The sequence below is a fragment of the Streptococcus sp. HMSC056C01 genome, from assembly GCF_001811305.1.
GTDB lineage: Bacteria > Bacillota > Bacilli > Lactobacillales > Streptococcaceae > Streptococcus.
The window spans coordinates 37892-49613 of record NZ_KV804216.1; the positions used below are offsets into that span (position 1 = coordinate 37892).

17 protein-coding genes are annotated in these 11722 nt (G+C 42.5%); 10 read left to right on the plus strand and 7 right to left on the minus strand.

What is annotated here, in order from left to right:
* Positions 1-213 precede the first annotated feature (213 nt).
* Genes der through nrdR form a run of 5 tightly spaced genes read right to left on the minus strand, consistent with a single transcriptional unit; the run spans position 214 to position 4785 of the window.
* Positions 214-1524 carry a ribosome biogenesis GTPase Der gene (gene der, locus HMPREF2795_RS09405; protein WP_049508964.1) on the minus strand — a complete coding sequence of 437 codons (1311 nt, stop codon included), beginning with the start codon at positions 1522-1524 and terminating at the stop codon, positions 214-216.
* A 13-nt stretch (positions 1525-1537) separates the two neighbouring features.
* The gene (locus HMPREF2795_RS09410) at positions 1538-2251 is read right to left on the minus strand and encodes an NADPH-dependent oxidoreductase (protein WP_075228735.1); all 714 of its coding nucleotides are present in this window, start codon (positions 2249-2251) and stop codon (positions 1538-1540) included.
* Positions 2248-3144, minus strand: coding sequence for a primosomal protein DnaI (gene dnaI, locus HMPREF2795_RS09415; RefSeq protein WP_075228736.1), 897 nt, complete (start codon positions 3142-3144; stop codon positions 2248-2250). The genes HMPREF2795_RS09410 and dnaI overlap by 4 nt, the downstream gene beginning before the upstream one ends.
* Positions 3145-4311: a DnaD domain protein gene (locus tag HMPREF2795_RS09420; protein WP_075228737.1), complete on the minus strand. Its 1167-nt coding sequence runs from the start codon at positions 4309-4311 to the stop codon at positions 3145-3147.
* Positions 4312-4785 carry a transcriptional regulator NrdR gene (nrdR, locus tag HMPREF2795_RS09425; protein ID WP_001203674.1) on the minus strand — a complete coding sequence of 158 codons (474 nt, stop codon included), beginning with the start codon at positions 4783-4785 and terminating at the stop codon, positions 4312-4314.
* 139 nt (positions 4786-4924) lie between these two features.
* Between nrdR and HMPREF2795_RS09430 the strand changes: the two genes are divergently transcribed.
* The 3 genes from HMPREF2795_RS09430 to HMPREF2795_RS09440 are packed head-to-tail and all read left to right on the plus strand — an operon-like array spanning position 4925 to position 6736.
* Positions 4925-5290, plus strand: coding sequence for a GntR family transcriptional regulator (locus tag HMPREF2795_RS09430; protein ID WP_075228738.1), 366 nt, complete (start codon positions 4925-4927; stop codon positions 5288-5290).
* Positions 5291-5293: 3 nt separating this feature from the next.
* A complete protein-coding gene (locus HMPREF2795_RS09435; protein ID WP_000173159.1) occupies positions 5294-5989 on the plus strand; it encodes an ABC transporter ATP-binding protein in 696 nt (231 codons plus the stop codon).
* 15 nt (positions 5990-6004) lie between these two features.
* Positions 6005-6736, plus strand: a complete 732-nt coding sequence (locus HMPREF2795_RS09440; protein ID WP_075228739.1) for a hypothetical protein — start codon at positions 6005-6007, stop codon at positions 6734-6736.
* A gap of 33 nt (positions 6737-6769) precedes the next feature.
* Here HMPREF2795_RS09440 and HMPREF2795_RS09445 read toward each other — a convergent pair whose 3' ends face one another.
* Both HMPREF2795_RS09445 and HMPREF2795_RS09450 read right to left on the minus strand, forming a co-directional pair.
* Positions 6770-7465 carry an LrgB family protein gene (locus HMPREF2795_RS09445; RefSeq protein WP_049508971.1) on the minus strand — a complete coding sequence of 232 codons (696 nt, stop codon included), beginning with the start codon at positions 7463-7465 and terminating at the stop codon, positions 6770-6772.
* Positions 7462-7836: a CidA/LrgA family protein gene (locus HMPREF2795_RS09450; RefSeq protein WP_000781321.1), complete on the minus strand. Its 375-nt coding sequence runs from the start codon at positions 7834-7836 to the stop codon at positions 7462-7464. Before HMPREF2795_RS09450 ends, HMPREF2795_RS09445 begins: the two co-directional genes overlap by 4 nt.
* A 180-nt stretch (positions 7837-8016) precedes the next feature.
* Between HMPREF2795_RS09450 and HMPREF2795_RS09455 the strand changes: the two genes are divergently transcribed.
* The 7 genes from HMPREF2795_RS09455 (at position 8017) to queF (ending at position 11562) form a co-directional block, all read left to right on the plus strand.
* Complete coding sequence (locus HMPREF2795_RS09455) at positions 8017-8397, plus strand: MarR family winged helix-turn-helix transcriptional regulator (protein WP_004250773.1); 381 nt, start codon at positions 8017-8019, stop codon at positions 8395-8397.
* Between the two features lie 96 nt (positions 8398-8493).
* Positions 8494-8715, plus strand: coding sequence for a DUF4649 family protein (locus HMPREF2795_RS09460; protein WP_004250771.1), 222 nt, complete (start codon positions 8494-8496; stop codon positions 8713-8715).
* Between the two features lie 14 nt (positions 8716-8729).
* Positions 8730-9044, plus strand: a complete 315-nt coding sequence (trxA, locus tag HMPREF2795_RS09465) for a thioredoxin (protein WP_001029584.1) — start codon at positions 8730-8732, stop codon at positions 9042-9044.
* Between the two features lie 202 nt (positions 9045-9246).
* A complete protein-coding gene (queC, locus tag HMPREF2795_RS09470) occupies positions 9247-9900 on the plus strand; it encodes a 7-cyano-7-deazaguanine synthase QueC (protein WP_075228740.1) in 654 nt (217 codons plus the stop codon).
* Positions 9900-10343 carry a 6-carboxytetrahydropterin synthase QueD gene (queD, locus tag HMPREF2795_RS09475; protein WP_075228741.1) on the plus strand — a complete coding sequence of 148 codons (444 nt, stop codon included), beginning with the start codon at positions 9900-9902 and terminating at the stop codon, positions 10341-10343. Before queC ends, queD begins: the two co-directional genes overlap by 1 nt.
* Entirely contained in the window at positions 10336-11052 is a 717-nt protein-coding gene (gene queE / locus HMPREF2795_RS09480) for a 7-carboxy-7-deazaguanine synthase QueE (protein ID WP_000196473.1), read from the plus strand. Before queD ends, queE begins: the two co-directional genes overlap by 8 nt.
* An 18-nt stretch (positions 11053-11070) precedes the next feature.
* The gene (gene queF, locus HMPREF2795_RS09485; RefSeq protein WP_075228742.1) at positions 11071-11562 is read left to right on the plus strand and encodes a preQ(1) synthase; all 492 of its coding nucleotides are present in this window, start codon (positions 11071-11073) and stop codon (positions 11560-11562) included.
* The last annotated feature ends 160 nt before the right edge of the window (positions 11563-11722 follow it).

Below are 11722 nucleotides of genomic sequence, written 5' to 3' on the forward strand. Positions count from 1 at the left end.
TAGTTTGCTCTTTGATTTTCATTGAGTATAAATATTGTCCCCCTAGGAATATAGATTTATTCCGCTATAAAAAAGGATGGAAAATCATTCCATCCTTTTTATATTTCAATAATATACTACAAACTAAATCCTGTTCACATCTTTTGCAAATGATTTGATGGGGTAGATTATCGATAGAACAAGTCTTGATGTTCTATCGTTTTTTTACAATCACTACTTCCGTTTTCTTGCAATCAGATGGATTGGCGTTCCTTCAAAGACGAAGGCCTTGCGAATTTGATTTTCCAAGAAACGCAAGTAAGAGAAGTGCATGAGTTCTTCTTCGTTGACAAAGATGACAAAGGTCGGTGGTTTGGTTGCCACTTGTGTCGCATAGAAAATCTTGAGACGTTTCCCTTTGTCGGTCGGTGTTGGATTGATGGCAATGGCATCCATAATCACATCATTCAAGACAGCTGATGGAATACGGGTATTTTGACTCTCGCTGATTTGCTTGATCATCTCAGGCAACTTGTGGAGACGTTGCTTGGTCAAGGCTGATACAAAGATAATCGGTGCGTAAGGCAGGTATTGAAACTGCTCACGGATATCCTCTTCCCAGTTTTTCATGGTGTGGTTATCTTTTTCAAGAGTATCCCACTTATTGACCACGATAATCATCCCTTTACCAGCTTCGTGGGCAAATCCAGCGATACGCTTGTCATACTCACGAATACCTTCCTCGGCATTGAGAACCATCAAAACTACATCTGAACGGTCAATAGCACGCATAGCACGCATAACCGAGTATTTCTCAGTATTTTCATAGACTTTACCTGACTTACGCATACCAGCCGTATCAATCATGGTAAACTCTTGGCCGTCAGCATCTGTAAAATGGGTATCAATGGCATCACGAGTGGTACCAGCGACAGGGCTGGCAATGACGCGATCTTCTCCCAAAATAGCATTAATCAAGCTAGATTTTCCAACATTTGGACGACCAATCAAGCTGAATTTAATAACATCTGGATTTTCTTCTTCAACTTCATGTGGGAGGTTTTCCACGATAGCATCCAGTACGTCCCCTGTCCCGATACCGTGAACAGATGAGATTGGTAGAGGTTCGCCCAATCCAAGAGCATAGAAATCATAGATATCATTTCGCATCTCTGGATTGTCAACCTTGTTAACGGCTAAGATGACTGGTTTATGAGTTTTATAAAGTTTACGGGCAACGTATTCGTCCGCATCTGTAATTCCTTCTTTACCAGACACGACAAAGACGATAACATCTGCTTCTTCCATGGCAATTTCTGCTTGGTGCTTGATTTGTTCCATGAAAGGCGCATCGACATCATCGATACCTCCAGTATCAATCATACTAAAAGAACGATTGAGCCACTCACCTGTGGCATAGATACGATCTCGCGTTACACCTTCAATATCTTCTACGATTGAGATGCGTTCTCCCGCGATACGGTTAAATAGGGTTGATTTCCCAACATTGGGACGTCCCACAATGGCAACAGTTGGTAAGGCCATGTTTTCTCACTTTCTACAATAACTTCTTCTGCTCAAGATTTTCTCGAGTCGAGCTTGGTTCTGGATTGCCAAATTGCTCTGCCAAACGTTGACTCCAAGTTGTAGTCGCACGCGCACCTGCATATTCAGTCTGTACACGGTCATAGGCTTCAATTGCCTCAGTTGACTGTTCTTGGTATTCTTCCTCAAAGACAACATGCTCTAGTGGCAGTCTTGGTTTCACATCATGCTGTTGATTTGGCACACCGAGTGCAATCCCAAAGACTGGATAGGTATAGTCAGGAAGCTTGAACAATTCGGCTAACTCAACAGACTTGTAACGCACCAAACCGATAACAACTCCACCATAGCCTAAGCTTTCTGCCGCAAGCAAGGCATTTTGTCCAGCTAGAGCTGCATCTACTGAAGTGATGAGGAGTCCTTCCACCCCTTGAGGTTGGAAAACATCCGTATGGAGACGAGCCCCTTTTTCTGCACGGTTTAGATCACCAACAAAGAGAAGAAAGGCTGCAGACTGGCGAATCGCTTCCTGAGGAACTAGCTCAAATAAGGCGTCCTTCTTTTCTTGGCTTCTGACAAGAATGACCGAGTAGGATTGGAAATTTTTCCAAGAAGAAGCCATTTGGGCAGCTGTCAAGATCTCATTCAAGTCTGCTTGGGGAATCTCTTGCTCTTTAAATCTACGCACTGAAGTGTGAGCCTTCATTACTTTGATTGTTTCTGTCATCGGCGGTTTTCTCCTTCAAGTCTTGTTTCCTCTGCTAAATAACGAATGCGTTCCATGACGCGTCTAGCTTCCCAGGTTTCGTCATTTCCGTTTTTCCCTTTAGCGAAATGCTTCTCCAAATCTTCAAAGTTGAAGTTGGAGGTAAAGAAGGTTGGCAAATCTTCCTGCATGCGATACTGAAGAATCACCTGCAAGATTTCATCACGGACCCACGGTGTTGATTGCTCAGCACCGATATCATCCAAAATCAGAACTTCTGCCAGCTTGATTTCATCTACCAAGGTTTTGACAGAGCCATCCCCAATAGCATTTTTGACATCAATGACAAAGCTCGGATAGTGGAGCAGAGTTGTAGATACTCCACGTTTTTCAGATAAATCATGAGCCAGGGCTGCTGCCATAAAACTCTTACCAACTCCAAAATCCCCATATAAATAAAGACCTTTTCGGATAGTTGGATATTGTTCTACAAAAGCTAGGAGCTTTTCAAAAACAGGCAAGCGTCCAAGGTCGTCCAAATCAACTTGAGCTAGACTGGCTTTTTTGAGGCTAGCTGGAAGATTAATCAGACGAAGCCTATTTTTAATAGCTGCCTCTTTTTCTGCAGCAATTAATTCGGGAGTCTCTTCATAAGCTACGTCTGCATAACCATGATTCATCACGAGAATCGGTTTGTAGCCACGTGCGATATAGTCAGTATCACCACGGAGAAACTTATCTCTCTCAGTGATATATTGGTTAAACTTGGAAATACTTCGGTTCAACTCCTCCTGACTGAGAGATTCTTTCTGGATAAAGGCCGCAACATCAGGGTCTTTCACAATTTGCTGGACCAAATCCTGATACTGAAATCGGCTTGGTTGACGCTTGAGTACGTCTCCGACACTTTCCATCTAGTCTCCTCCTTTTTCTAATCGAGCTAACATTTCTTTTTTCTTACGTTCTAGTTCTAAGCGAGTTTCTTCGCTGGTTTCATTCTTATATTCAGGATTGCTCCATTTAGGCACATTGGTTTTTGCTGGGGCAGTCTGATTCTGCTTTTGCGTTTTTGCTTTTTGGCCACGTTCACGAATACGGAGGACAGCCTCCTCGGCACTACGAATATTTTGATAGGCGTAGTCATTAGCCACCTTCATGGCGTATTTTTCATTGATATTGGCTGAATCAACCTTATTAAAGGTCAGGAGCAGGATAACATTGATCACTTCATCCAGCAAACCCAAGGCTGCCATCTGCTGGAGCAGGTCCCGTTCAGTTTGGGTAATACTTCCTTTGCGGGTCTGCTTGATTTCAGCAAGGAACTGTAAGGCTGTCTTTCTCTTAGCCTCTCGAATAATAGTTGCTTCCTTGGGACTAAAGTCAGAAGTCACAGGCTTTTGCGCTATCTTTTCACGGATGCGTTTGACAGAAATCACTTGCGACACTGCTGTCGCTTTGGCTACTTGATAAGTCTCAAACCAGGTCCACTTCTGCTCGTCTGCTATTGCAAACAAGGCCAAAACATCCGAAGTCTCATCTTGAAAACGAAGACCGTCACGAGCCATGAGCTGACGGAAATGCTCCAAATCAAAATCATCTGCTGCTGGCTGACTGCCAGAGGTTTCTTGACTCGCAGACTCAGATAACTGAGGAAAGATTTGACTCAAGGACACCGAGATAGGTTCCCCTTCAACACCTTCCTGTCTCATGGCTGCAACCGCACTATCCCCAATCATTTTTTCTAACAAAGTCCGATAAACTGTATGTTGTAAAAATTCTTGAGTTGATAAGGGAGAATGGAGTAACAAGTTATAGGCCTCCCCCTGCTGATAGAGGGTCACCAATTTCATGGCTGTTAGAGTTTTAAAAGCCTTTAAAAGGGTATCCATCCCGAAATTCAGATGATTAAGCATAGCTGCAAAGAGATGTTCCTTTTGACCACCATCCCAAAAAGTCACAGCATAAAGATAGAGGCTCAGCGCCTCCTGACCGATAATCGGGAGGTAGCACTGCACCATTGATGAGGTATCTTGCGACACCCGATTATTCTTTACAAAAGAAAAACGGTCATTTGGCTTCATTTATTTTTCCTTTTTCTTTTTAGAGGATTGTGTGATCTGCTGGAGTAGGCTTTCAAGCTCACTCACATCCTTAAAGCTACGGTAAACACTGGCAAAACGTACATAAGTAATCTCATCTAACTCTGCCAACTCTTCCATAACCAAGGAGCCAATAACCTCACTCTGAATTTCATTTTCATTGCGACTACGGAGTTTTTGTTCGATGCGATTGACCACCATGCCAATCTCATCACTAGACACTGGACGTTTCTGGGCTGAACGAATAATCCCGTTAAAGATTTTATCTCTTGAAAATTGTTCCCGTGTACCATCTTTTTTGACCACAACTAGTGTTCTCTCTTCAACACGTTCATAGGTTGTAAAACGATGCTGACACTCTTCACACTCACGTCTTCTTCTGATTGTATTTCCTTCTTCAGCCTGGCGACTATCGATCACACTTGATTTTGTAGCGCCACATTTTGGACAACGCATGCCTTTCCCTCCTTGTCGTTTTCTTTTCATTATACCATTTTTTAAGAGATTCCCAAAATAATTCTCCTTTTGGCTTGACAAGTTTTTTGTTTTGTTGTATTATTGAATTAACACAAGGGTAATTAGAAAGGAGATCGTGATGTCTTGGACATTTGATAACAATAAACCCATTTATTTGCAGATTATGGAGAAAATCAAATTGCAGATTATTTCCCATAAACTCGAGCCCAATCAACAGCTTCCAACCGTTAGAGAATTAGCTAGCGAGGCAGGTGTCAATCCCAACACCATCCAGCGCGCGCTATCGGAATTGGAAAGAGAAGGCTTCGTTTATACCAAGCGGACATCTGGACGCTTTGTCACAGAGGATTTGGACTTGATCCTCCAATCCCGTAAGCAACTGTCAGAAGAACAGCTGCAACAGTTTGTAACAGGCATGGTAGAATTCGGCTATGAAAAAGAAGAACTACCTACTGTTTTGAGAGATTATATTGAAGGAGTTTAAACTATGACCTTGTTAGCATTTGAAAATGTGTCAAAATCCTATGGAGCAAGCCCTGCCCTTACAAATGTTTCCCTTGAAATTCCAGCTGGAAAAATCGTTGGCCTCCTTGGCCCAAACGGTTCTGGAAAAACAACCTTGATTAAACTAATCAACGGCTTGCTACAGCCAGAGGAAGGACGTATCCTTATCAATGGCATGGAACCAAGTCCAGCAACTAAAGCGATTGTTTCTTATCTCCCTGATACGACCTACCTCAACGAACAGATGAAGGTTAAGGAAGCTCTCACTTATTTCAAGACCTTCTACCAAGATTTCAATCTAGAACGTGCTCAAGGTCTCCTTCGTGATCTTGGCATTGATGAAAACAGCCGTTTCAAGAAACTCTCAAAAGGGAACAAAGAAAAGGTTCAGTTGATCCTTGTCATGAGTCGTGATGCTCGTCTATACGTTCTTGATGAACCAATCGGTGGTGTCGACCCCGCGGCTCGTGACTATATCTTGAACACCATCATTAACAACTACTCTCCAACTTCGACCGTCTTGATTTCAACCCACTTGATTTCAGATATCGAACCAATCTTGGATGAGATTATCTTCCTAAAGGATGGAAAAGTCGTCCGTCAAGGAAATGTTGATGATATTCGCTATGAGTCTGGAGAGTCTATCGACCAACTCTTCCGCCACGAATTCAAAGCCTAGATAAAGGAGATTATTATGTTTTGGAATTTAGTTCGTTATGAATTTAAAAATGTTAACAAATGGTATTTAGCCCTCTATGGTGCTGTGTTGGCTCTTTCGGCCCTTATCGGGGTTCAAGCTAGTTCCCTAAAATCCATTGATACACCTGATCAACAAATGATTATGTTAGTTTTTCTGGCTCTAGTTTTTGGTGGACTAATCATTACCTTAAGTATTTCAACCTTGATTTTGATCATCCGTCGCTTCAAGGGTAGTGTCTACGATCGTCAAGGATACCTAACTCTCACACTCCCCGTATCTGAGCACCAAATCATTTTATCCAAACTTTTGGGTGCTTTCATCTGGTCTCTGGCGAGCTCATTAGTCTTTATCTTGAGTATTTATATCATTTTAGTTCTGACTGGTGCAAACTTCCTTGATATCTTTTCTCTCGAATACCTCTTTAAATTTTACGTGGATAGTTTCTGGCTTTCTGTGATTTCATTCATCCTTAGCACTGTAGCAAGCATCCTTTGCATCTACTTGGCAATCTCTATCGGACAACTCTTTAATGAATACCGTACAGCTCTTGCCGTTTTAGCCTATATTGTTATCCAAACCATTCTCGGCTTTGTTGGTCTCAACCTTCGCATAGATATCGACTACAATTGGATGATCTCCTTTGAAATCGTTAAAGACCTCATCCTCAGCGTAGCCTTCTATCTCGGAACCTACTATATCTTGAAGAATAAAGTTAATTTGCAATAAAAAATGCCCAGCTACTAGAGCTGGGTTTTTGCGTTAACTCAAGATCAAATTAGCTACGATTGGACTGACAAATACGTAGAGAATACCTGTAACACCGATGGCTAGTCCTCCCATAGCACCTGCAACTGGTCCATAGCGAAAGGCCGTTCCCGTTCCGACTGCGTGACCTGTTCCACCCAGGGCTAGTCCAGCCGCTACTGGATCGTCTATCTTGAGCCATTTTAAAAGCGTTGGTCCGATAACGCTGGTCAAAATCCCCGTCGCTACGACAACTACTAGGGTAACGGTAGTCAAGCCTTGCAACTTTTCTGTAATCCCTACTGCCATAGCGGTCGTTACTGACTTAGGAAAGAGGGAAATAGCTAGGAAAAAGTCCATACCAAAGATTTTTGCGACTAGGGCTGTAAAAGAGGTATTGACGATGACAGCTAGAAAACTACCCAGCAAAATACTTCTAACATGATGCTTCATCAAGTGGAAGCTCTTATAGAGGGGAATTCCTAGAGCCACTGTTGAAGGAACAATCAAGTTATTAAGATAAACCCCACCTTGGTAGTAATCTTGGTAGGAAATGCCAGTTACCTTTAGAAAGATGATAATAAAAATAGCTGACAGCAACAAGGGAGTCGTTAAGGGATGAGGATAGCGTCTGAAAATCATCATTCCCCCAAGATAGGCTAAGATTGATAAAGCAATCCCAAATAGGGGATTGGATACAAATTCGCTCATTTAGCACCTCTTTCTTCGTAGTCACCTTCATAGCGTTTTTTGATAAATTGAACCACAAGCGCAATCAAGATGATATTAATCACTGCTGCAAAAAAGACAATCAAGACAATCGGCAGAAGATAGGGAGCAATCACATCAAACTTTTCCATAATTCCAACCGCAGGAGGGAGAAAGAGAATGGTCATATTGGCTAGGAGAAAATTTCCAACCATGTTGACATGGCGGATACGCAACCACTTGAACTGCAAGGCTAGAAACAGAATAATCAAGCCGATGATGCTTCCAGGAATCGGCAAATGAAAAAAACTGGAGATTCCTTCACCGATTAGAGAAATCACAAAGAGAATCATTAACTGAACATATAACTTCATTGTAAACTCCACAAATAGACTTTCTGCATACCAGTTTACTCTTTTTTCAGAAAATTTCAAGGAAATATATAAGAAACATCCTTCTTGCTATCTATTCCAAAAAGTTGTATACTAATTGCGTGCGCAAGCATCTCAGATAGGCAAATCTGTTTATAACTAGCATATAGAAAGGAGATTGATATGACTTACTTAGAAAAATGGTTTGACTTCAACCGCCGACAAGTAGAGCTAGAAGCACTTTTAGAGCAAACGATTGCTGAGCAGAGTGACCAAAGCCTAACGCTCAAAGAATTCTATCTCTTGCACTTTTTAAATCAGGCTCAAGAAAAATCTTTGAGACAGATTGACCTGCCGGACAAACTCCATCTGAGTCCAAGCGCAGTATCACGAATGGTGGCACGCCTAGAAGCCAAAAACTGCGGTTTACTTAGTCGGAGATGTTGTGACCAGGATAAGCGAGCTAGTTTTATCTGCCTCACTAAGGAGGGTCAGACAACTCTTGCCTATCTACAAAAAGCTGTAGAAGAGAGCCTTGAAACAAAAGCAAGTTGGCTTTCCTAAAATTTTTACAAAAAAACTTGCGTGCGCAAGCAATTTTCTTGACATTCCTTTTTCTAAGGAGTAAAATGATGATATGATTTAGCAAAGGAGAATCTTATGATTGAAATCACTTATCTTGATGCCAGCAAGCAAGAGAGAACCATGACCTTCGAGTCATACGAAGAATTTGAACGTTCTCAACATGCCTGCCTGATTGGTGTCGCAGACTACTACCCTGTCCAAAAAGTAACCTACAAGGGGCATGATTTGGACTACCATGGGACTTATGGAGATGTCTTCTTCTATCTCATGAAACAAGATTTAAGCCAATATAACTAAAAAGGAGAAATACTATGGCAAAAGCAATTACAGACGCAACATTCGAACAAGAAACTAAAGACGGATTGGTCTTGGTAGACTTCTGGGCAACTTGGTGTGGCCCATGTCGTATGCAAGGTCCAATCTTGGATAAATTGTCTGAAGAACTTTCAGAAGATGTCTTGAAAATCGTTAAAATGGATGTTGATGAAAACCCAAATACAGCTCGTTCATTCGGTATCATGTCTATCCCTACTCTTCTTTTCAAAAAAGATGGACAAGTGGTGAAACAAGTTGCTGGTGTTCACACTGCAGAACAAATCAAAGCCATCGTTGCTGAATTGAGTTAATCATACTAGAGACCAAGTGCATTCATTTGGTCTCTTTTTTCTTGTCCTTTGCCATTTTTCAAAAAATATGCTAGACTGTAACTAGAATATCACGATGTTTGGGACATGCCATCGCTAAAAAAAACCTCTACTTGGTATTTTTTAGCTCCCTCTAGGGAGCTTTTTGCGTGCTCTGAACATTTCCCATTTTGGAAGGAGTACTATGAAACGTCAATCAGCCTTGGTCGTCTTTAGTGGCGGTCAAGATTCAACAACCTGCCTTTTCTGGGCCAAGCAACACTATGAAAAGGTCGAAGCCGTTACCTTTGCCTATGGCCAACGCCACCATCTCGAAATTCAAGTCGCCAAAGAAATCGCTGAGGAACAAGGAATTCGTCATCATATCCTAGATATGTCTCTGCTAGGACAAATTACTGAAAATGCCTTGACTTCAGATCTAGAAATTGAGCAAAAAGAAGGAGAGGTGCCTAATACCTTCGTTGACGGTCGCAATCATCTCTTTCTGTCCTTTGCTGCAGTCCTTGCCAAGCAGCGTGGCATTAAAGATATTGTGACAGGAGTATGTGAAACAGACTTCTCAGGTTATCCTGACTGTCGGGATGTCTTTGTCAAATCACTCAATGTCACGCTCAACCTTGCCATGGATTACGACTTTGTGATCCAAACACCTCTCATGTGGCTAGACAAGGCTGAAACTTGGGAATTAGCCGACCAACTCGGTGCCTTTGACTATGTTCGTGAGAAGACCTTGACCTGCTATAATGGCATTATCGGTACTGGTTGTGGAGATTGTCCCGCCTGCCATCTACGCCAACATGGTTTAGAGGTTTATCTCTCTCAGAAAGGAGAGGCCTGATGTTTTTTGCCCCCAAAGAAATCAAACAAGAAACTGAGGAATCTCTTGTCTACAATCCTCACAGAACCTTGGTCTCAAAAGAATTTACCTTTGATGCTGCCCACCACCTCTTTCACTATGAGGGGAAATGCAAATCCCTGCACGGTCATACCTATCATCTGCAAATCGCTGTCAGTGGATTTTTAGATGAACGTGGAATGACCTACGATTTTGGGGATATCAAACAAATCTACAAGGACTACTTAGAACCCCACTTGGATCATCGCTATCTCAATGAAACCCTGCCCTACATGAATACGACTGCTGAAAATATGGTTTACTGGATTTTCCAGACCATGAGCCAAGAGTTGCCAGATGAGCGAGGTATTCGTTTGGAATACGTTCGCCTCTATGAAACTCCGACTACCTTTGCAGAGTTTAGACGGGAGTGGTTAGATGACTAGGGAACGTGTACTTAAACTACCAGTTCTAGAAATTTTTGGCCCAACCTTTCAAGGTGAAGGTCGTGCTATCGGCCAGAAAACCATGTTTGTCCGCACTGCTGGTTGCGACTACCACTGCGACTGGTGCGATTCTGCCTTTACATGGGATGGCTCTGAAAAACCAACTCGCATGACGGCTGACGAAGTAATCGCTGAGTTAGATAAGCTAGGAAGCTACGACTATGTAACCCTATCTGGTGGAAATCCTGCTATCCTAGCAGCCAACATGGCCGAGCTCGTCACCAAGCTCAAGGAACGTGGTGTTACTCTGGCTGTTGAAACCCAAGGCTCCCGCTGGCAACATTGGTTGAAAAACATCGACCAGGTCACCTTGAGTCCCAAACCTCCTTCATCCAAGATGGAAGTCAACTTTGAAACCTTGGACTTTATCGTTTCTCAACTAGACCCAGACAAGGTCACCTTTAAAATCCCTGTCTTTGATGATGCAGACCTAGCCTTTGCCAAAGGCATTCAAGAACGCTACCAACCAGATGTCCTCTTCTTATCGGCGGGAAATCCTGAGCCCAAGGCTACAGGCAATATTGTCCAAGACCAACTAGACCGCCTCAAAGAACTCTGGGAACTCGTCGCTGCTGACGATAGCTGGGGCAATGTTCGCGTCCTTCCACAACTCCATACCCTCCTCTACGATAACCAACGTGGTGTTTAAGATTAGAAAGAAAAAATCATGTCACAACAAGAAGAAATGAAAAACCTAAGCCTACTGGGCAATAAAGAAACTACCTACATCTTTGACTATCAACCAGAAGTCCTCGAATCCTTTGACAATCGTCATGTAGAAAATGACTATTTCATCAAATTCAACTGCCCTGAATTTACCTCACTGTGCCCAATCACTGCGCAGCCAGACTTTGCAACGATTTATATTTCCTACATTCCTGACAAGCTCTGTGTCGAGTCAAAATCCCTTAAACTCTACCTCTTTAGTTACCGAAATCATGGGGATTTTCACGAAAACTGTATCAACACCATCGGAAAAGACTTGGTCAACTTGCTAGACCCTCGCTATTTAGAGGTGTGGGGGAAATTTACACCTCGCGGTGGTATTTCAATTGACCCTTACTACAACTACGGTAGACCTGGAACCAAGTATGAAGACTTGGCAGAACAACGCCTCTTCCAACATGATCTCTATCCAGAGAAAATCGACAACCGCTAAACTCATACTCAATGAAAATCAAAGAGCAAACTAGGGAGCTAGCCGCAGGTTGCTCAAAGCACTGCTTTGAGGTTATAGATAAGACTAATGAAGTCAGCTCAAAACACTGTTTTGAGGTTGCAGATGGACGCTGACGTGGTTTGAAGAGATTTTCGAAGAG

Coding starts and splice junctions, on each gene's coding strand:
- queE (WP_000196473.1), top strand. CDS start 10,336: ATGACTAGGGAACGTGTACTTAAACTACCAGTTCTAGAAATTTTTGGC.
- der (WP_049508964.1), bottom strand. CDS start 1,524: ATGGCCTTACCAACTGTTGCCATTGTGGGACGTCCCAATGTTGGGAAA.
- HMPREF2795_RS09445 (WP_049508971.1), bottom strand. CDS start 7,465: ATGAGCGAATTTGTATCCAATCCCCTATTTGGGATTGCTTTATCAATC.
- HMPREF2795_RS09435 (WP_000173159.1), top strand. CDS start 5,294: ATGACCTTGTTAGCATTTGAAAATGTGTCAAAATCCTATGGAGCAAGC.
- queC (WP_075228740.1), top strand. CDS start 9,247: ATGAAACGTCAATCAGCCTTGGTCGTCTTTAGTGGCGGTCAAGATTCA.
- HMPREF2795_RS09460 (WP_004250771.1), top strand. CDS start 8,494: ATGATTGAAATCACTTATCTTGATGCCAGCAAGCAAGAGAGAACCATG.
- nrdR (WP_001203674.1), bottom strand. CDS start 4,785: ATGCGTTGTCCAAAATGTGGCGCTACAAAATCAAGTGTGATCGATAGT.
- queF (WP_075228742.1), top strand. CDS start 11,071: ATGTCACAACAAGAAGAAATGAAAAACCTAAGCCTACTGGGCAATAAA.
- dnaI (WP_075228736.1), bottom strand. CDS start 3,144: ATGGAAAGTGTCGGAGACGTACTCAAGCGTCAACCAAGCCGATTTCAG.
- queD (WP_075228741.1), top strand. CDS start 9,900: ATGTTTTTTGCCCCCAAAGAAATCAAACAAGAAACTGAGGAATCTCTT.
- HMPREF2795_RS09410 (WP_075228735.1), bottom strand. CDS start 2,251: ATGACAGAAACAATCAAAGTAATGAAGGCTCACACTTCAGTGCGTAGA.
- HMPREF2795_RS09440 (WP_075228739.1), top strand. CDS start 6,005: ATGTTTTGGAATTTAGTTCGTTATGAATTTAAAAATGTTAACAAATGG.
- HMPREF2795_RS09430 (WP_075228738.1), top strand. CDS start 4,925: ATGTCTTGGACATTTGATAACAATAAACCCATTTATTTGCAGATTATG.
- HMPREF2795_RS09455 (WP_004250773.1), top strand. CDS start 8,017: ATGACTTACTTAGAAAAATGGTTTGACTTCAACCGCCGACAAGTAGAG.
- HMPREF2795_RS09450 (WP_000781321.1), bottom strand. CDS start 7,836: ATGAAGTTATATGTTCAGTTAATGATTCTCTTTGTGATTTCTCTAATC.
- trxA (WP_001029584.1), top strand. CDS start 8,730: ATGGCAAAAGCAATTACAGACGCAACATTCGAACAAGAAACTAAAGAC.
- HMPREF2795_RS09420 (WP_075228737.1), bottom strand. CDS start 4,311: ATGAAGCCAAATGACCGTTTTTCTTTTGTAAAGAATAATCGGGTGTCG.